Raw genomic sequence first — 19,136 nt, 5'->3', positions numbered from 1 at the left:
GTGCCGGGACCGGCGGGCTCACGTGGTCGTCTCCGCCGCCCAGCGCAGCGCCAACCGTTCGACGGCGACGAGACCGCCGAAGAGAGCGCTGCTCAGCAGCGCGAGCAGCGTGACGGCGGCGAACGCGCGCGGGGTGTCGGCTGTCGTGCCGGCGGTGAGGATGACGGCGCCGAGTCCGCTGCTGGAGCTGGACAGCTCAGCGACGACCGCGCCGATGACAGCGAGGGTGCCGCCGGTCTTGAGCCCGACAAGGACCTGTGGCAACGCCCATGGCAGGCGGATCTTCACGAACGTCTGCCAGCGGGAGGCGGAGAGAGAGCGGGCGAGGTCGGCCAGCTCGCGTGGTGTCGAGGTCAGGCCGGCCACCGCCGCCAGCATGATCGGAAAGAAGGCGACCGCCAGGACCAGCGCGATCTTCGGTCGCGGCCCGAAGCCCAGCCAGACCACCAGCAACGGCGCTATGGCGATCTTGGGCACGGAGTGCAGGGCGACGAGGATCGGCAGGACCGCCCGCTCGACCAGCCGGGATGTGGCGATGACGGCGGCGACGACAAGCCCCACGGCCGTCGCCAGGCCGAAGCCGGCGAGCGTGACCGCAGCCGTGGCGGCCGTCTCCTGAAGCAGGTAGCCGGGAGCGGCGACGAACGCACGCACGATATCCGGTGGCGACGGCAGGAAGAACGGATCGATCGAGAAGAGTACGGACGCCAGCCACCAACAGCCGACCAGTCCCGCTGCCGCGAGGCCCGGCAGGATACGGCCGAGGACGCGTCTGCCCCGTCCTGCGACCGGCCCCCTGACCAGCGCGACGACGGCTTTCAGTCTCATGGGTGCCCCCAGGCGTTGACGGACTGTGTGTGAGAGCGGCGCTCGGCGGGGCGGGCGCCGCTCTCCGGGGGGTGAGAGACGACGCCCGCCCAAGGGCCGGCCTCAGCAGGGGCGCCGACCGCTGGTGATGTAGAGCGGGTGACCGTGGATCACCAGGCCCGGGTCGTCGAGCAGGTCGAGCACGGCGTCGAGCTGCCCACGGGTCATGCCTGCGGCCAGCAGGCGAGGCCGGACCTGCCGCAGGACGGCGCCGACGAACCGGGCGCCGGCGCTGCCGCCGGTCCAGTACTCGGCGCTGACGGTCGTGCGCACATCCACCAGTCCGGCGGCCAGCATCAGCGGATGCACGCGGCGGGCCCAGTTGCGGTCGGTACCGGCCGCCTCGAAGACCTTCCTGCCCACCGTCTGCTGGTAGGCCGCGTACGCCTCGGCGGCCGCCGCGCTCGGCGCGGCCACGACGACCTCGTCCCGGGTACGCAGGCTTGCCCAGTCCGCGACCACCAGGGTCCCGCCGGGCACGAGGTCCGCCACCAGGCGGTGCAGGATCGCCTCCCGCTCTGGCAGGTGGCTCAGGACGAGCCTGGCCACGGTCAGATCTTTCGGACCGCCCGGCAGTGGATCGCCGCTGCGTAGGTCGTGCCGGACGCAGAGCAGACGCCGGTGATGCGGGAGCCGGTCGAGGTCCGTGTCGGTGGCGAGGACCCGGCCGTCGTCGCCGACCCGGCCGGCGAGCCACCGGGCGAGACTGCCGCCGCCGGCTCCGACCTCCAGACAGGTGGCGCCGGTCCAGTCACCCAGCTCGGCCAGCCGGGCGGTGGTGACCGGATCCAGGAGGTCGGCGAGCGCGGCGTGATGGTCCGGCGAGTGCGGATCGGCGTTGCTCATCGGATAGGGCTCGGCGCCGATCTCGGGTGCCACGCTCACCGGAGGCTCCCCGCGATGTTGACGTTGACCACCTGCCGGGGCAGCTCCGGATTCGCCCCGCCGGGCAGCAGGCCGACCGACTGCAGGAGCGCCACGCTCCGCACCACCCGCTCCTCCTCCATGGTCCCGACCGGAGCGCCGGAGGCCGGGATCACGTAGGGGCGCATGAGCCGGAGTTCCTCGGCGGCCAGGCGCACGTCCTGCCCCTTGACCGCCTCCGCCAGGATCCGGCCCGCCTCGTCCGGATGCTCCACCGCGTACTCGGCTCCTCGGAGCAGTGCCTGGACGAACCGCCGCAGCAGGTCGGGATTGTCCGCGATGGTCTCCTTCTGCGCGACCACCACACCGCCGAAGAGGTCGCGTAGGTACTCGCTGTAGGGCAGCGCCGACACGGACCGCTTTGCGGCAGCGGCTACACCAGGCTGTCCGACCAGATAGATGCCGATTCCGTCGACCCGGCCGGCAGCCAGATAGGAATTCAGCTGGGGCGCCGACCCGTACTGCCAGCTGACCTTCGTCGCGTCGATCTCCGCGAGTCGGGCATAGGCGGGAAAGAGAATCTCCGGCGCTGCCCCCTTCACCGTCGCCAGGGTGCGCCCCTGCAAGGCGTGGGCGTTCGTGATGCCCGACGCCTCCAGGGACACGATGGAGAGCAGCGTCTGCTGGTGGATCGCCGCCAGGATCTGGAAGCTCGTGTCACGACCGCTGCCGTAGCGGACCAGGGCCCCGGCCGCGTCCACGATGGTGACCTGGGCTCGTCCCGAGCGGATCATCCGATGGTTGTAGTCGCCGGCCTGACCAGGCTGGATATCCACCTCGATACCTGCCTCGGCGAAGAAGCCCTTGTCTCTCGCGACAAACCCGTACGCGTCCCGCCCCTGCGTTCCCAGGGTCGTCACGAAACGCACCCTGTCCTTGTTGGACCGGCCCGCACGGTCCGAGCTGCCGCACGCCGCCGACATCAGCGTGCCACCGGAGACGACACCGGCACCGGCGACCAGGGCGGCGCGGCTGAGGGCCGTCCGGCGGCTGATGACGGCGGGCCGGCGGGAAGTCCGAAAGCCCGGCCAACGATGCTGCTCGGCCGAGCGCTTCGGAGCCAGCGCTATCGTGGGCATTATCTGGAACCTCCCAATGCAATGGATGCGAGCCGAGATGGCTGTCCCGCTCGGCGGCAAGGTAGGGAAGCACCGGACCGACATGCATGATCGACGTGGATCGCCGGAAATCGCCGGCGGCCGGATGCCGCCCACAACAAAACCCGACCGGAAATGCACGTAGAAGATCCCGGGAAAGGCGGAGCCGGCGGTACGAAGGGGCGCCCAGGGAGGTACGCGGCGGGAACGGCTACGTCAAAGTCCTGGCTTCCGTCGCGCGGATGGTCGTGCTCGCGTGCTGAGGAGGTGGGTTGCTATGCCGCGGCTGTGCGGTCGATCTCACACGTGAAGGCAAAGGCAGATCGGAAGCATCCGAGAGCGGCTCCAGCGCCCGACCGGTGTGGACGCACGAACCAGTGCCGAGATCGGCACGCAGCTGCTATCGCTATCCCCGAAGCGGGAGCACGAGCTGGTCCATGCACGGGGCTTCAGGCGTGTGCTGGGCAGTTCCTATCTGCTTCCAACCCCAGCGGACGTACATGGATCGGGCGGGCGACTCCGGCGTGGTGGTGAGTATAGCGAAAGGCTCTGGCCGGCCGGCCAGCAGGAGGTCGAGAAGTCGCCGCGCCAGCCCTCGCCCCCGAAAAGCACCAGCGACGTTCAGTTCGATCACGGCAAACTTCGACGCTTCAAGCACTTCGGCCGGAGGATCATCACGCCGGTGCGAGGCCCACCAGACGCCGGGCGGAAAGGGCAGTCCGAAGGCGAAGCCCGCCAACTCGTCAGTAGCGCCACGCCTGGCGAGCGTCGCGGCGAACCCGGGCCGCACCGCCTGCCGGTTGGTTCGCTTGAGGAACGTTTCGCGAGCGTACAGCGGCGAGTCTCCCTGCGGTCCCTCGCCGTGTACGGCCACGTAGAGCGCGGTTACCTCGTCGAGCGTGGCCAGGAAGGCCGGACCGTCGATGCGCTCCAAGGCAAAACCGTCACTCACGGCGCACCCGCGCGGACATTCGTTAATATTTCCGCGTACTGCCGAACCGCCGGCAGTCGTCGGTCCTCGGCCCTAACGCTCGTCAAGACATAGTCAGCGATTGCCAACAGGTAACGACCGGGCGCGTTCATCTGCACGACATCAGCGGCATGGTCCACGCCTGCCCGAACATCGCCGCATCGGATAATCGACAGAGCACGGTGCATCTCGACCTGGGCTCGACCAAGAGTCTGGTCGGGTCGATATGCTTGTACCGCTAGATCCTGCGCTCGTTCCGCCTCATTCAATGGGCCCGCAGTCGAGTAGACAAAAGAACGGCTATGAAGGACGTGCCGATCGCCCCACGAAAAGACCGGTGCAGCGTCCGTGCTCGTTGATCTTGTCATTGCCATGGCATCCAAACACTTGATGGCACCGAGCTTGTCTCCCAGCAGGGCCAGTGCCTGCGCTCTGGCAGCGAGCAAAAGTCCATGCCCCACGCTGCGGTTGCCACCTTCACCACCTTCGATCGTGGCAAGCGCTTCATCGGTGAGCGAAAGAATGACGGCCGGAGGTCGACTCGCATAGAACCCCGCGATTGCCTCCTGCCCCCGCGTCCATAGACAAAGCTCAGCCGAGCCGCTAGCGTGCGCGTAACGCCTTCCGAGCAGCCAGGCGTGTCGGGCTTCGCGGGGGTGCCCAGCATCAGTGCACGCCATGCCCAGGATGCCAGCGAGACGTCCAGCGGCCTCGCACAGATCCGCTCGTCGTGGCCCATCCGGCGCCGATTCAATAACACGCAGCAACGCTGCGAGATCATGGCCAAGCTCCACGAGCAACTGGGACTTCGATCTCGTCGGGTAGGCATGGCCGTACTCGAAGGCGACGGCGAGCCAGTCCCCTGCGGTCATGGCACCGTAGCCTGAAGCCAGCAGGCTGGCGGGGAAGGCGGCACCTGCGCCGACAGCCAGAGAAGCCGAAAAGAATGCCCGTCGGTCCACAACACTATCCTCGAGATCGCCTCGCGTCAGGTGAGACACGCTCCTTGACAGTAGGCGGTCCTGAGCCGGTGCCGCCAGTGCCTGCGACATGGCTTCCACCGGACCTACCAACGTCTCAAACGGGTATCCCCAGAACGCCTCGGCGACTCGTTGCGCTGCTTGGCGCGGCCGGCCGACCTTGCCGTCCATCCAGCGGCGAAGCTGCCGGATGGAGAGGGTTACGTCTTCGCCCAGCTCACGGGCGGTTCGCTCGAACGCGGCACACGTTTCCTCTATCGTCCAGCGCCCCTCTCGTACGAGGCGACTAAGCAGAGTGGGGTGCAGGGCCGTTACCACGCAGTCCACGGTAGGGCATCGGGCCAGACGGAGACGAGACGAGTCGACAAACGTCCGCTCAATGTCCTGACTGCGACCCTCCGGCGCGCTTTCGATTGCGCACGACGCACCGCAAGACTCTGACGTCAAAACACGACCGTTGCCGAACCCTGGACCGGCGACCACGCCCACAGAAACTGATCTTGGTGTCACCACTCATGGCGCCGAGATATCCAAGCCCTTGATACGACCGTCAGTCCAACCGGCAACGACTATGAAACAGAGCGGAAGGTGATCGAGATGATGCCACGACCCACCGTCCGACCGGACGAGCGCCCTGATACCGAGATTCCTACAGCGAGTGCCTACGGACCGGGTGATCGTGTCTGGGTTTACCGTGGTGGTTCCTGGCGCCCCGGGAGGGTGGAGCAGTCGTCGGCACTGGCGGTGTTGGCGACCTACTGTCCCACGGATGCGCGGGGAACCAGTGTCGACACCGTGACGGCACCGTACGTTGCCAAGCGGGCCGACGCGGATACCGTCCCGGCGGTCGACTGGGCCGAGCTGGCAAACCGACGTGTGACCGCGGCGGCCGACCTCGAGTCAGCGCCGGACCAGTGCAGCGGCGGTCCGGCTGAACAGCTCGTCGTTGGTCTGATGGATGCGCCGCTCAGCAGCACTCACGTCGCCTATTCGCAGGACCACCTCTCGGCCGCGCCGGTCGGATGGCCGTAGCTGGCAGCCGCGCAGCCGTCACCCCTTGCCCTTGTCCTGTCCGTGCTCGTGACGTGATGGAGAAGCTTACTGATGTTCTTGCCGGCAGACGTGACCAACCAGGTACTCGCCGTTCTGATCAACGGATCGGGGTACACCACCATGACGCACGTCGCCACCGCGATAAACGACCTCGGACGAAAGAAGTACGGCCTCGACCTCGGCTACGACCACAAATGCGTCAAACGCTGGCTCCAAGGTCGCGACAGCGACCAACCCGACCTCCTCGCCGAAGTCCTCGCCACCGCCTGGGGCGCCGACATAACGCCACCGCTCATCTGGCCCCACACCCGCAACGGCAACCCACCACTCCCCGCCCACCATCACCCAATCGTCGCCACACGCACCCTGCAAGAACTCGCAACCCTCGTGCGCCGCGACATCCTCTGCACCACCTCCACCCTGACCAGCCTGGTACCCGTCGTCGCCGGACCCGCGTACGCCGACGCGACCATTCGCTGGCACGAGGCCGACACCATCGGACTACCCGTCCCCGACAACCACCGCACCGACCGCACCGACCGCATCGACGCGTCGGCCGTCGATGCGGTCGAAGCCGCAACGATCCGACTGGCCGAGTACGACCAGGAGTTTGGCGGGGCGCTGGCCCGCGACGCGGCGATCGGACACCTCAAAACCGCCGTCGACCTACTCCACCAGGCCACCTACGACACCACCACCGGCAACCGGCTCCTCGCGGCGATCGCCACGCTCGCCGCAGCGGTCGGCCGCATGTCCCACGACGCCGGCCTCGACGGACCAGCACAGCACTACTTCACCTACGGACTCCATGCCGCCCGTGAATCCACCCACCACCACGCACCCCTCACCGCAGTGGTCATCTTCGCCGACATGGCCCGTCACCTCCACACCCTCGACCATCCCCAGGCCGCCCTACGACTGGTCGACCACGCCATCAGCATCCTGCCCGGGCAACACACCCGGACCAGAGCCATGCTCTGGAACCTCAAAGCACACATCCTCGCCGCCGAACCCACCAACAGACTCAGCGAAGTACGCGGCATGCTCGACCTCGCCGCGAACCTCCACATCGAATCCGACGACGACCCGCCACACCATCACACCCTCCATCCGAGCGACGCCGACCTACGCCGCGAAGCGGCCACCACCTACCTACACCTTGCGACCGTCCATTCCGGGCACGCCGACGACCTTGCCAACCACGCCGGAACCGAAGCCCTCGCCGCACTCACCACCTACCGTCCCCACCAGCGCCGCGAACGCGCCCACAGCCACATCGACCTTGCCCACGCCCGATACCTGCTCGGCGACACCGCGCAGGCGCACACCGACACGCAGGAAGCCATCCGACAAACCGCACTGATCCCAGGCTCGACCCGACTCCGAACCCGACTCCACCAAATGCTCGCCAACACCGCTCAATCCGAAACGACGATAGGCAACGTGCCGGAGCGCGAGGAGTAATCACGGGCGCAGACCCACTTCGCTCGAGCCCCGCGTGCGCGGGGAGCAGGGTGTCGGCCACCCGGACGGTCCGGGCGGTCGCGGATACCGGTTCTACGCCGCCTATCCCTTCAACGGCCCTCCGGCCGACGTCCCGGCCGTTTCGACCCGCGCCTCCAACATAACCAGCCGGGGCGTGGCGATCGCGTTCTGCCCGTACCCCAGTCCCTGTAGTTTCGCTGTCTCCGGGCCCCGCCGCACGGCGGGCCCGGAGTCATGCCGGCAGGCCGGCCCTCAGCGCCGCGACAACGGCCGCGTCGTGCGCGACCCTGGAGCCGGCCAGTGTCTCGGCGGCCCGACGCCAGGCGTTGAGCGCGCCGCCGGCGCATCCAACGCAGCGGGCAACAACACGTCACCGACGTCGACTGACAACGTCCCCGCCCAGCCAAGCACGCACCGAGCCGCCGGCGCCAAGCTCGCGCAGCGGCCTCTGACAAACGTCGAGCAGCTCTTGAAGCAGGTCAGTCCTCTACCCCATCCAGAATGCGAATGTCGCGTTCGGCGCCGTCGCCGAGCGCCGCGAGCGCCTCCTGGTATGCCGGGCTGCGGTAGGCGGCGACGGCGGCATCTGCGCTATCGAAGCGGATGACCGTTGTGCGCAGAGCGGCGGATCCCTCCAACACGTGCACTGGGTTGCCGCGGGCGAGGAACACCCCGCCTGCCGCCCGCATCGCCGGACCGGCCAACTCAACGTAGCGCGCAAGCCTGGCCTCATCATGGATGGCGGTGAACGTGTTGATCCAATAGGCGGTCATGGACCCCATGATGCCTGTTCAAGGCCGAGAAGGCAGCCGCAGTTCCTTGACGGAAGCAGCGATCTCGTAGAGCTCGTGTCTGACCGCCCAGCCGACCGGTCCTGAATGCTCCAGGACACGCCCGACACGGCGGTGCAGCGGGCCGGCGGCCAGGTCACGCACACGCTGCCGGCTCCGCATGGCGTCGCCGACCACCGCCCGGCCGGCGAGCTGGTTACTGAACCTTTTTCAACCTCCCCTTGCGGTCCGACGGACCGCAAGGTCGGACGCGGTGCATGAGCGCCGCGCGGTCCAGGTTGAAAAAGGTTCACTGAACGTACACGGGGGGTGTGGACCGGTTGATCGGGTCGATGATCACCACCGCGTATCTGAGCGGGCGAGGGCTGATGGCGGTGTCGCGTACCACGGTCGTCGTGCCGGTGATCGGTACCGGGGGCAGGGCGACGCTCGGGTACGACCCGGGCGGGTAGATTCGGTGGACCTCGAGTCGGTGTGGCGCGATCGCGTGCCGGTGGGAAATCGGCGTATTGGTCACGGCGATCTCGTTGTACGTGCCCCACCGGACCGTGGCCCGGGGCACGAGCGGGGTTTCGGGGGTGAGCAGTGTGCTCGCGGGCGGGGAGACCGGGCCCCAGCCGGACACCTGTGGGCCCGGTTGACCGCCCCCGATCAGATGGATCTGACTGTCGGCGGGCAGGGTGCCCACGGGCAGGTGCGGTTCGGCCGGGTACCGCACCTCGGCCAGCCAGGTCAGCCGGACGTAACCGGGAAAGCCCGTGGCCGGGCCGTCGACGACGGTGGCCGACCAGGCCCCGTCGGCGTCACGGGTGAGCGAGATCCCGGTCTGCACGACGGGGACGTACTCGGGGTCGCTGTTGGCGAGGCGACCACGGCGCAGCCGGGCCTGTGGCGGCTCGGTGAGCCCGGCGAGCAGGTCGTCACGGAGCCCGGTCACGGTGATGGTGACGTCCACCCGGCCGTCCGTGCGCGGTCGTACCCGCACGACCGGCGCCGGCGGCCGGTCCGGTACGGGCACCGCGACCGGCGTCAGTCCGCAGGTCTCGAAGGCGGTTTCGACACCGGCACTGGTCACCGGCACCACCCGGACGAACTGTACGTTGCGCAGCGACCCGGGCAGTCGGTGGCGAAAGCGCACCACGCCGTCCGACGCGGCCCGCAGTGGTTTCGGTGTGACCAGGCTGAACCGGCGACGGTCGGTCAGTTCGCCCGACCGCGCCCAGACCTCGGCCGCCCGTCCGCACCGCTGTCCGCTGCCCGTGCCGCCCAGCCTGCGTTCGTCGCCCAGGTACACCCGGTATCCCCACGCGCCGCCACTCCACTCGAGGCCGACCTCACTGTCGCCCATCGGGTCCTGCTCGGTGGCGAACAGCAGGGTCGGTGCGACGTGCAGCGGGGCGTAGGCCCGGGGGTCGTGCACCGTACGCTCGACCTGGGCGGGTTCGGAGGTCTGACCGGCCGCGTCCACCAGACTGGCGAGCACGGGGATCGCCGCCGTCTCGCCGACGCCGAACTCGCGTACCGCGACGGTCGCCACGACCGATGACGCGCCCGCCGGTACCGGTACCGCGGGCTGTTCCACGCCATCCACCGTCAGCAGCGCGAGCGTCACCGGCGCCCCGCCGGGGCCGATCACGTCCCGGGAGGGCAACCGGCCCGGCAGGGTGCGACCGGGCACGCCGATCCGGATCCGCAGTGCCCCGGGCGACCGTGGCTGGAGCCCGCCGTCCCGGGCAGCGGGTTGGAACTCGGCCTCCACGGTGGGCGTGGGCGGCCCGGCCGTGGGTGGCGCCTGCCCGCTGACCACCGCCCGGTCGCTCCACCGACCGAACTCGTCGGCCCGCCACAGCCCCCAGGACGCGGACTGGCCGGGCACCGCGAGGTCGGTGACCGAGCCCGCATCGTTGTTGTACCTGTCCCAGTGGGCGACCACGGCACGCGCCCGGTTCACTGATCCGACCCGGATCGTGTCGTGTAGCGAGACCGGGCTTGGGGTCAGCCTGGCGAGGCCGAGCATGCCACCGGCCGCCGGCCCCACCAGTGGGATCCGTTGGGTCCAGAGCCGCTGGCCGGTGGTCACCCGCCAGGTGCTCTGCGGCAGGGCGAGCGTACGGGGCGGAGCGGGCCGGTCCGGCGTGGCCTTGGCCGCGACGGCCGGCACCATCAGCGGTACCGCGGTCCAGCCGTCGGCGGGATGGGCCGCCCGCAGCTGGGCCAGCCGCTCGGCGACCAGCGCCGACAGGCCGGGATACCGGTCGTACAGTGCGGACACGACGGAGGCCGGTGGTGGGAAGCCGGTGATGAGCGAGCGTAGCGTGCCGCCGTCGGATGACCGGTCCAGCGGCAGCAGCCACAGTCCGGCGACCATCCACAGGGTGCACACCGCCGAACCGGTCGGCGGGTCCACCCGGGTAGCCAGTCCGAGGTGCCGGGCGATTGCCGGGTCGACCGCCGAGGCGAGCAGGGCGGAGAGCGGGGAGATCGCACCGGAGGCGGCGGGGACCGGGCCACCGGCGAGGCTGACGGCGGTGTCCACCGGCGGTGTCGCCGGGTCGGTGAAACACCGCTCCAGCCAGTAGTCCAGACCCGACGGTGCGCTGGACAGGGCCTGCACCCGGTTCACCTCGTCGGCCGGGGTCAGCGCGGTCACCGTGCCGTCGGGGCGATCCGGTGGGCCCATCCGCTTGGCCGCGCCCTGCTCCACCCGAATCCGGGCCGCGGTCGCCGGATCGGTGGTCGGGTCGGGCACGTACCACGGACCGGCGCCGCGCGGCAGGCCGAAGGAGACCGCCCGAGCGGGATCGATCGCGATGTACGGCGACTCGGTACTGACGATCTCGACCAGGTCGATCGCGCCCGCACCGCTGACCCGTAGCAGGGTGATGTCGGTGCCGCCGAATTCGTACGGCGCCGCGCCGCGGCTGGCCAGCACCCTGGGATCGGCGTCCGGCAGCTCGGTCGCCGGGTCCAGCACCTCGACCCGGAAGGCGCTGCCCGACTGGGTCAGCAGCCGGACGAAGCAGCATCGGACCGCCCGGAACGTCGGCTGCCATCCGTGGATCACCAGGTAGTGCGTGTCACTGGCACTGGTGTGCCGGATCCCGCCGCCGGTGGCGGCAACGGACAGGTCGGCGTTCAGCCAGACGTGGGTCGTCGACGATTCGAGCTTGTCCGGTCGGGTGTAGACCGGCACGACGTCGATGCGGAACGCGGTGAGTGGATGCAGCGGGAATCCCAGGCGTGGCGCGAGGTTGACCCGCAGGTGCGTGCCGTCGGGCAGCCAGGGGTCGCCCGCCGTGGTGATCGCCGACGCGCGCAGCAGCTGTGCCGGCGCCGCCGTCGACCGGCCGGCGGCCGTGGCCTCGATGTCCGGCCGCTGGGCAGCGGCAGGGCTCCCGGGCACCACCGACACCACACCGCTGGCCACCGCCCCGCCGAGCAGGCTTCGACGCGAGAATCCCTTGTCCGACATCAAATCTCCTCGGCGAAGCGGGGTGTGGTGTTGCAGGAGCCGGTCAGGTACGTGGTCACCGTGCTGGTGCCACCGGTGGCGACGGGCCGGTTCTCCTCGATTGCCAGCCGCAGTCCGTAGCTTGGCACCGCGGGCGAGACCGTACGCAGCAGCACCCGGCACCCGGAACTGTCCCGCCACACCTGGCCGAAGGCGTTCGGGGCGCTCAGCGACAACAGCCGGACCCGTGGCGGGGCGTCCCCGTCGGCACCGGGTTCCCGGCCCATGTCCAGCCGCTCCAACGGCTCCGGCGACTCCAGCAGCACCCCGGAGAGCAGCCAACCGGAGCCACTGCGGATCCACAGCGCGCTCGTCCTGGCCCGGGGCGCCGGGCGCAGGTCGAGACCGAGATCGCGCAGTACGCGGGCGAGCAGGCCGTCGCCGGTGCCGGGCGGCGGCAGTGTCGTGGGTGCCGCCACGGCCAGGTCACCCGCCATGCCGGGGGTTCCGGTGCCCACGAGGCCCAGGTCGGCGAACTGTTCGAGAGGGGAGGCGTAGCGGGAGGTCGTGAACACCACGCCGGGCAGGCCAACGCCACCGCTGAGCTGTCCGCGCTTGCGGAACCAGACGGCCAGGTCGTAGGTCGCGCGCGGCTCCAGCGGCACCTCGGGCACGAGCGACGCCCCGACAGCCGGGCGCCGGCACGCCCCGCCCGATGCCAACGCGAGCGCGTGTAGCCGCTGGTCGGCCCGGCTGAGTTGCCAGGCCCCGATCAGCGCGACCAGCCGCGCGGTGACCGGGTCGGGCGGTGCAGCCGCCTCGGGCGGGGTGTCGGTACGGCGCAGCCGGAGCAGCGTGTCGTACTCGTAGCGGCGGGCCAGTGCGGTGATGTGGTTGCGGCTGAAGCTCGCCGCGACCGGGTCGTCGTGGTACCAGAACCGGGTGCCGTCGCCGGGCACGTAACCCAGCAGGTATCGCTCGAGGTAGCTCGGGTCGAACCGGTCGACGGCCCGGAAAATCGGCGCGAAGACGCTCGCCGCGAACTGTGGCGACGCCGTCTTCGTACCGGTTTCCGGTGCGGTCCGGAAGTAGTAGTCCGTGCTCGGCAGGACCGTCGGCTCAGGCTCCCCAGGAGCGTGCACCACGATCGTGTTGGTGATTTTGTAGAGGGTGTCGGGCAACAACAGGTTGGTGTCGTCGTCCAGCGACCGCCAGGACGCTACGGTGCCCGCGGTAGCCGCCTGCCACCGGCCCGCGTCGACGACGTTCGCCGCGTTCTGCGCCGCGGAGGTGATCCCGCGTACGCCCAGCACCTCGACCCGGCTGCGGGCGTAGTAGAACAGCCGGAAGCCGGTATCGGTCAGGTTCGACGGCGGGGTGTAGCAGTAGACCCGGTGGCTGGGGCTCGGGTTGAGGGTCTGCACACGGGTCCACTCGATGCTGGAGTTCAACGAGAACACCCGGATCGCGTCCTCCGTCGCGGTCGCCCGCACCCTGAGCCAGAGCCGGGGCTGGGAGATCTCACCGTCGAAGGTGAACTGTGCGAGTGCGAGCATCGGCGCACCGGTCACCTGCCGCCACTCGCCCTGAAGTGGGTGTGGCAGGACCAGCCCGCCGGAAAAGACCCGGTCCGGTGTGGACACGCCCCCGGAAATCTGCCGAGGGCCGCCGGAGTGCATCGGGGCGGGCAGCCCGCGCGAGGCGAACCAGGACGCCCTCAGCGGCTCGTCGTCCAGGGTGACCGCCACCCGCGCCGAAAGCCGCGAGCGAAATCGGTTGGCAGGCAACGCCTCCGGCGGTATCTCCCAGCCGACCGCGGTGCCTTTGGCATCGGTGCCGAGCAGCCATCCGGCCTGGGCGAGAACCGCCGGCCCGCACAGGTCGCGCAGCGGAATCAGCGGGTCCTCCGGCAGGTTCTCACCGCCGTCGGCCAGGGTCTGGATCCACGGAACCGGGTCGGTGGAGAGCAGGCTGAGATGCCGCGCGGTGGTCAGCGGGTTGGGCGACCTCTGGTCCACGGCCGGGATCCACCAGGTGGCGTCCGGGTTGTTCGGCACCGGCACCTCGCCGTCGTCCGTGACGCTGACCATGGACAACTGCCTCAGCAGGTACCGGTACCGCAGGTCGGCGGTGCCGACCTCACCGCTGCCGGAGAACGTGTCGACGATCCGGAACGGACCGATGGAGTACGTCTCGGATGGCGGGCCGACGGTGAAGGCCAACGTCGGTACCACGTCCGGCCACACCACCGGCGCGTCGTCGGGGTTGGTGGCCGCCGCGGCGACCGTACGACCGTTGCGGTCCATCAACGCGACCCCGGTCAGCGGGCTGACCATCGGGACCGGCGGCGGGCCGGGCTCGTCGCCGAGGTGGAAGTCCACGCAGCCGCCGATGGAGAAGAAGCACAGATCGACCTCGCCGCAGACGCGGAAGTCGACCAGGTAGCGGACGCCCGGCCCGACCTGCACCCTCAGGGTCGTACTCGCGGCGACCGACACCGGCCCGAGGTCGAGGGAGCCGGCCAGCCGGCCCTCGGCGGCGATGATCGGTGACTGCCCCCGCTCGTCGGGGTACGGCATGGTCCCGATCCCGGCGACGAGTGACGCGGACATCTCCAGGCCCAGCGGACCGAACCGCAGGTTCCGGTGCCAGCTGGCGCCCATTCCGACGGCGAAGCCGTCGAGGCCACGGCCATCCTCGAACAGGTCGGGCAGGCCGGCGCCGTCGATCATGAGAAACGCCCAGGCGTGCTCGTCGAGGATGTCCGGCAGGATCGTCAGCAGCACCGGGGCGCCCCGACCGTGCTTGTCGTCGCCGCCGACCCGCAGGAACCAGTTCTTGCCGCGCTTGGGGAAATGCGCACCGATGGGCACGGTCAGCTCGAACAGCACCGGTACGCGGTAACTGCCGCGCAGCCCCATGGTGAGCCCGTCGTCGCCGTACGCCAGCACGCCCAGGTAGTTGATCGGGTCTCCGCCCGGCGGGGAGCCGACCTCACTGAGCTGTGCCCTCGGGGCGAACAGGCTTCCCTTGAGACTGGCGTTGATCGCCACATCGGGCACGCTCAACGCGAACATCGCCCGGGCGGAGAAGGTGAATCCCAGGTCGGGTACGGTGCCCAGCACGGCGCCGATGCCCAGGGTCGTGCTGCCCGGATCGAACCGGGTGTGACCGCTGCGGCGCGGATCCCAGGACAATTGCTGGGCGACCATGTCGTCGCCGGGTGGCAGCGCGATCGCCGTGTTGGCGCCGAAGACACCCATGAAGCCGAACACACCGAGGCCGGTCGGTCCCAGGGGCACCGGTCCGGGCAGGTCGATGGCGAACACGACCAGGATCTGGTTGCCGTCGGGGCCGTGGTCGGCGGTCATCAGGTACGCGTCGGCGGCGAGGTTGAGCGGCGGGATGCTCGCGGCCAACCGGATGTCGGTGATCGGGCGGCCGGTCGCGGCATCTGACAGGATCTTGAGCTGGCCCCTCCCCTCGATGACGTCCAGACCACCACCCGCGCCTGGGAAGGCAAGCGTCACCGCCAGCCCGCGCAGGGTGACGTCGAGCGAGCCGCCGTGCACGGTGGCCCGGATGGTGGCGCCCTCGACCCGTACCGGTCCGAGGTCCAGCGCGAAGGCCAGATCCACCTCGAACCACGTCGAGCCCTTGCCCGACCGGGTGCCCAGCACGTCGAACAGCGACCCGAGGTGCTCGACCTGCCACCCACCCGGGTCCTCGACATCCACCCGCGACGAACGGTAGTCGAGGGTGTAGCGGTCCAGCCCGGTGGCGTTCATGTCGACCCGCAGCCGCACCCCGTGGAAGCGCACCCGCATCGGCCGGGCCGGGTCCATGCTCACCCCGAACCCATTGCCGCCGCCGACGGTGAGCGGCTTGACCACGATGTCGGCGCTGTAGTCGACGGTGAAGTCGAATACCGAGGCCGTGGAGTAGCCGATGGTCACTCCGTGCACGACGACCTGACCCTGCTGGGTGAGCACGGTGCTGAGTCCGAGTGCGGCGACGAGCAGGTCGTGCACCAGCGCGCCGCTGCCGTCGTCACCGGGTCGTGGTGGCGGCTTCGGCGCGTCGGCCATGACCGCGGTGGCCAGTGCCGCGGCGGTGACGACCGCCTTGGGCGCCACGGACGACTGCGGGGTGGCGCGTACGGAGATCAGCCCCTGGTCACCGTCGGCTTCGAGGGCCGCGGTGAACCCGACGACGACCGGGTTCTGCCGGGGATCGCGGCTGTAGCGGACCCGGATCCGGGTCGGGGCACCGCCGCCGACGGTCAGCTCCTCGCCCACGGCGGGCACGGTCATGCCGTCGATCGGCAGCACCGCCACGATGTCGACGAGCGTGGGGATCAGATCGCCGAGCCGGGTCGCGGCCGGGTCCCGCCACTCCACGGTGGCGGTCAGCTCGGGACGGCCATCGGCCGACGGCAGCCGTACGGTTGCCGTCGCATCCACCCCGGCCGGGCTGGTCATCGACAGGCTGGCGGTGACCTTGGTGCCGCCGCCGAGCGGAACGCCCCGCGGCACGTACAGGCTCAGCTCCGGAATCGACAGGCCGCGCCACGCCGGATCCTGGCCGGCTGGGGACATGGTCGGGTTGTCGTCGATCAGAATGACGCCGCCGGTGAAGGACATGCCGACGCCGGTGGTGCCGAACAGCATCGCCGGCGGGTCGAGTCGTACCGTGATCAGTTCGTCTTCGCTCAAGCCCTTGGGCAGTAACCGCATCCGCGCCGCCTGCCCCGCGATGCCCGTCACCCGTACGACGAGCTCGCCTTCCACCCGCAGCCGTCCGGCCACCGGCTCCAGCCACTCCTGCCGGCCCGCGCCCGTGCCGCCCGAACGCGGCTCCGCAGGCAGGAGCGCCGGCGTGGTCGGGAGATAGAACAGCGGGTCCGCCGTGCCCAGCAGGGCGATGTCCACGCTCCAGTTGTTCTGGTTTCCCACCACGGTCACCACGACGGGGCGGCCGGTGGCGAGGGTGAAACTGAGGAAACCGGGCAGCGCCGGGTTGGCCACGATCCGGCCGTCGAGGGTGATCGGTGTCCCTGGTCGGACCGTCACCTGATCCACCGACCGCAGCACCGTGTCGATATCCGCCGGGATCAGCACCTGATTCGTGGCGCTCAGAGAGTCCAGGTAACCCCGCAGGTTGGCCATCTGCAAATCCCCATTCGGGTTCGCGGGCATGGTCAGGGCGACCTGGCCATTGATTAAATACTTCGCATCTACGAATCGGTCCAGGTGCCCTGAACCGCAGCAGATCCAGCACGCAAACGGAGCTGACCGTCGGCCCTGGCGTCGGATCAGGTCCTTCTGGCCGACCAGGTTCCAGGCCGTCGCTTACCCGAAGTCGTTGCCGGATCGATTATTGGAGCCGTGACCTGTGCAGATCGTCGGTGGAGGCTGCGAATCGCAGGTGGCCCGCGTAGCGTGGGTCACGGGGTTCGGTGCTTCTTCCGCTGCGCTCGGCCGGGTTCACCCGCTTGCGCGCCCGGTCGCCGATCTGAGTGCTCCAGTAGGAACTGTGGTCATCAGCGAAATCGAAGCGACAACGAACTGATCCACGATATCGCATGGCCGTCGCCTTCCGAAGGGGACGATACATGTTTATTGAAGCATGCGGATGACTCAACTCTCTACCCCCGATCTGCCAGGGTGAGATCAATCCTTCTTGTCCGAGAAGTGCGGCCCCTGGGATGTGTCCCGTCTGCGGTGGAAGTCGGCAATGAGCTGAGTTCGTCCAGGCTCGACGATTACCTGCACATCGAGCAGAAGCGTGCATCCGACCGAGACACCCGGGTTCCGGACCCTTTCGGCATGGGCCGCGCGGCGGCCCGTTCAGCCGACCTGACCGGTCGCCCGCAACGGACAGGCTGTACCTATGCGAGCGGACAGGTCGGCCCCGCAGGATTCGCCACACCCGTACCTGGAGCGCGCCGTCGGAACGGGGCGGGATCACCCCCGCGTGCGCGGGGAGCAGCTAGGTTCACCTGGTCCCCCCTGCTACGTCGACGGATCACCCCCGCGTGCGCGGGGAGCAGGAGGAGATTCCCCCGGGTCTCAACCTCGCCACGGGATCACCCCCGCGTGCGCGGGGAGCAGGATGGGGGGGAGATCCACCATGACGGCACTACGGATCACCCCCGCGTGCGCGGGGAGCAGACTGGTCCGCGACCGGTTCGTCTGCCGGGCGCAGGATCGCCCCCGCGTGCGCGGGGAGCAGCCCCGGACCTGGATCGTGACGTACGCCTTGCCGGGATCACCCCCGCGTGCGCGGGGAGCAGGTTCGCGCATGGCGTGGAGCCGTTCGAGCAGCAGGATCACCCCCGCGTGCGCGGGGAGCAGCGGTGCCCGGACCGGTCTGCGCCGGCTGATCGGGGATCACCCCCGCGTGCGCGGGGAGCAGGACAGGCCGACGCGGCTGATCGTGCTCGCCGCGGGATCACCCCCGCGTGCGCGGGGAGCAGGTCGGCGAGTACCTGCCGCTGTACAGCAAGGCGGGATCACCCCCGCGTGCGCGGGGAGCAGGGAGCGTACGGCGCGACGCTGATCGTCCGCTACGGATCACCCCCGCGTGCGCGGGGAGCAGGGCCAGCGGATCGACGCGAGCGCCCGGGTCTGCGGATCACCCCCGCGTGCGCGGGGAGCAGTCGACGCTGCTGGCTTCCAGCGCCCAGTCGTGGGGATCACCCCCGCGTGCGCGGGGAGCAGTCACTGTCCCTCCTCCTGTTCCTCCGTCACGTCGGATCACCCCCGCGTGCGCGGGGAGCAGGCCTCGATCTCGGGGTCCTTGAAGGCTTCCTGGGGATCACCCCCGCGTGCGCGGGGAGCAGGCGTCTCCACCTCGCCGCCGGGCGCGACCCGGGGGATCACCCCCGCGTGCGCGGGGAGCAGTCGTAGCCCTGCGTCGTGTTCGGGCTGGAGTGGGGTTCACCCCCGCGTGCGCGGGGAGCAGTCGTCGGACAGCGCGGCCAGGGCCTCGATCTGCGGTTCACCCCCGCGTGCGCGGGGAGCAGACGGCGGGCACCCGAGGCAAACTTCTCCATCCCGGTTCACCCCCGCGTGCGCGGGGAGCAGGACCGGCCCGTGTCCCAGCGTGCGGCCGTCGAGGGTTCACCCCCGCGTGCGCGGGGAGCAGGGCGTGGCGATCACCGAGATCGTCCGCCGCTCCGGTTCACCCCCGCGTGCGCGGGGAGCAGGCGTCCGGGTCGCCGCTGGGGCTCGCTCATGGGAGGTTCACCCCCGCGTGCGCGGGGAGCAGACCATCCGGCCGGCCATGCTTCCCCGACCCGCCGGTTCACCCCCGCGTACGCGGGGAGCAGGTGCAGCTGCCCGAAGTCGGGTCCGCCCGACTGGGTTCACCCCCGCGTGCGCGGGGAGCAGGGCCCGGTCATCGTCAAGAACCTGCCCGCCGCGGGTTCACCCCCGCGTGCGCGGGGAGCAGCGGTCGCCGATGAGTAGCCGGTCGCCGAGGTCGGGTTCACCCCCGCGTGCGCGGGGAGCAGGA

General features: G+C 70.0%; 10 protein-coding genes and 1 CRISPR repeat array (1 of these 11 running past the window's edge). Of the genes, 2 read left to right on the top strand and 8 right to left on the bottom strand.

Features of this window, described 5'->3' with window-relative positions; translation table 11 throughout:
• Positions 1 to 18: 18 nt before the first annotated feature.
• From ABNF97_RS00965 to ABNF97_RS00945, 5 genes are all read right to left on the bottom strand, one after another.
• Positions 19 to 828, bottom strand: a complete 810-nt coding sequence (locus ABNF97_RS00965) for an ABC transporter permease subunit (RefSeq protein ID WP_130462641.1) — start codon at positions 826 to 828, stop codon at positions 19 to 21.
• Between the two features lie 102 nt (positions 829 to 930).
• The gene (locus ABNF97_RS00960) at positions 931 to 1,752 is read right to left on the bottom strand and encodes a class I SAM-dependent methyltransferase (protein WP_349337323.1); all 822 of its coding nucleotides are present in this window, start codon (positions 1,750 to 1,752) and stop codon (positions 931 to 933) included.
• Entirely contained in the window at positions 1,749 to 2,651 is a 903-nt protein-coding gene (locus tag ABNF97_RS00955; RefSeq protein ID WP_165436705.1) for an ABC transporter substrate-binding protein, read from the bottom strand. Before ABNF97_RS00955 ends, ABNF97_RS00960 begins: the two co-directional genes overlap by 4 nt.
• 643 nt (positions 2,652 to 3,294) lie before the next feature.
• Positions 3,295 to 3,822, bottom strand: a complete 528-nt coding sequence (locus ABNF97_RS00950; protein ID WP_130462639.1) for an N-acetyltransferase — start codon at positions 3,820 to 3,822, stop codon at positions 3,295 to 3,297.
• 14 nt (positions 3,823 to 3,836) lie between these two features.
• Positions 3,837 to 5,156, bottom strand: coding sequence for an NsdA family TPR-like regulatory protein (locus ABNF97_RS00945; RefSeq protein ID WP_165436704.1), 1,320 nt, complete (start codon positions 5,154 to 5,156; stop codon positions 3,837 to 3,839).
• Between the two features lie 477 nt (positions 5,157 to 5,633).
• Between ABNF97_RS00945 and ABNF97_RS00940 the strand changes: the two genes are divergently transcribed.
• Together ABNF97_RS00940 and ABNF97_RS00935 are read left to right on the top strand one after the other, a co-directional pair.
• Positions 5,634 to 5,870 carry a hypothetical protein gene (locus tag ABNF97_RS00940; protein WP_207230502.1) on the top strand — a complete coding sequence of 79 codons (237 nt, stop codon included), beginning with the start codon at positions 5,634 to 5,636 and terminating at the stop codon, positions 5,868 to 5,870.
• Positions 5,871 to 5,960: 90 nt separating this feature from the next.
• Entirely contained in the window at positions 5,961 to 7,355 is a 1,395-nt protein-coding gene (locus ABNF97_RS00935) for an NsdA family TPR-like regulatory protein (protein ID WP_349337322.1), read from the top strand.
• 500 nt (positions 7,356 to 7,855) lie between these two features.
• On the opposite strand, the gene ABNF97_RS00930 is transcribed toward ABNF97_RS00935, so the two are convergent.
• The 3 genes from ABNF97_RS00930 to ABNF97_RS00920 form a co-directional block, all read right to left on the bottom strand.
• On the bottom strand, positions 7,856 to 8,149 hold the full coding sequence (locus tag ABNF97_RS00930; protein WP_349337321.1) for a DUF1330 domain-containing protein: 294 nt from the start codon (positions 8,147 to 8,149) through the stop codon (positions 7,856 to 7,858).
• A gap of 307 nt (positions 8,150 to 8,456) precedes the next feature.
• A complete protein-coding gene (locus tag ABNF97_RS00925; protein WP_349337320.1) occupies positions 8,457 to 11,639 on the bottom strand; it encodes a hypothetical protein in 3,183 nt (1,060 codons plus the stop codon).
• Positions 11,639 to 16,786, bottom strand: a complete 5,148-nt coding sequence (locus tag ABNF97_RS00920; RefSeq protein WP_349337319.1) for a hypothetical protein — start codon at positions 16,784 to 16,786, stop codon at positions 11,639 to 11,641. Before ABNF97_RS00920 ends, ABNF97_RS00925 begins: the two co-directional genes overlap by 1 nt.
• Before the next feature lie 795 nt (positions 16,787 to 17,581).
• Positions 17,582 to 19,136: direct repeats of the CRISPR family, unit length 28 nt; unit sequence GGATCACCCCCGCGTGCGCGGGGAGCAG (it continues 914 nt past the right edge of the window).

Source organism: Plantactinospora sp. B6F1, from assembly GCF_040120695.1.
GTDB lineage: Bacteria > Actinomycetota > Actinomycetes > Mycobacteriales > Micromonosporaceae > Plantactinospora.
Note: the sequence above shows the minus strand (reverse complement) of the source record. Positions and strands in the feature narration are given on the sequence as shown.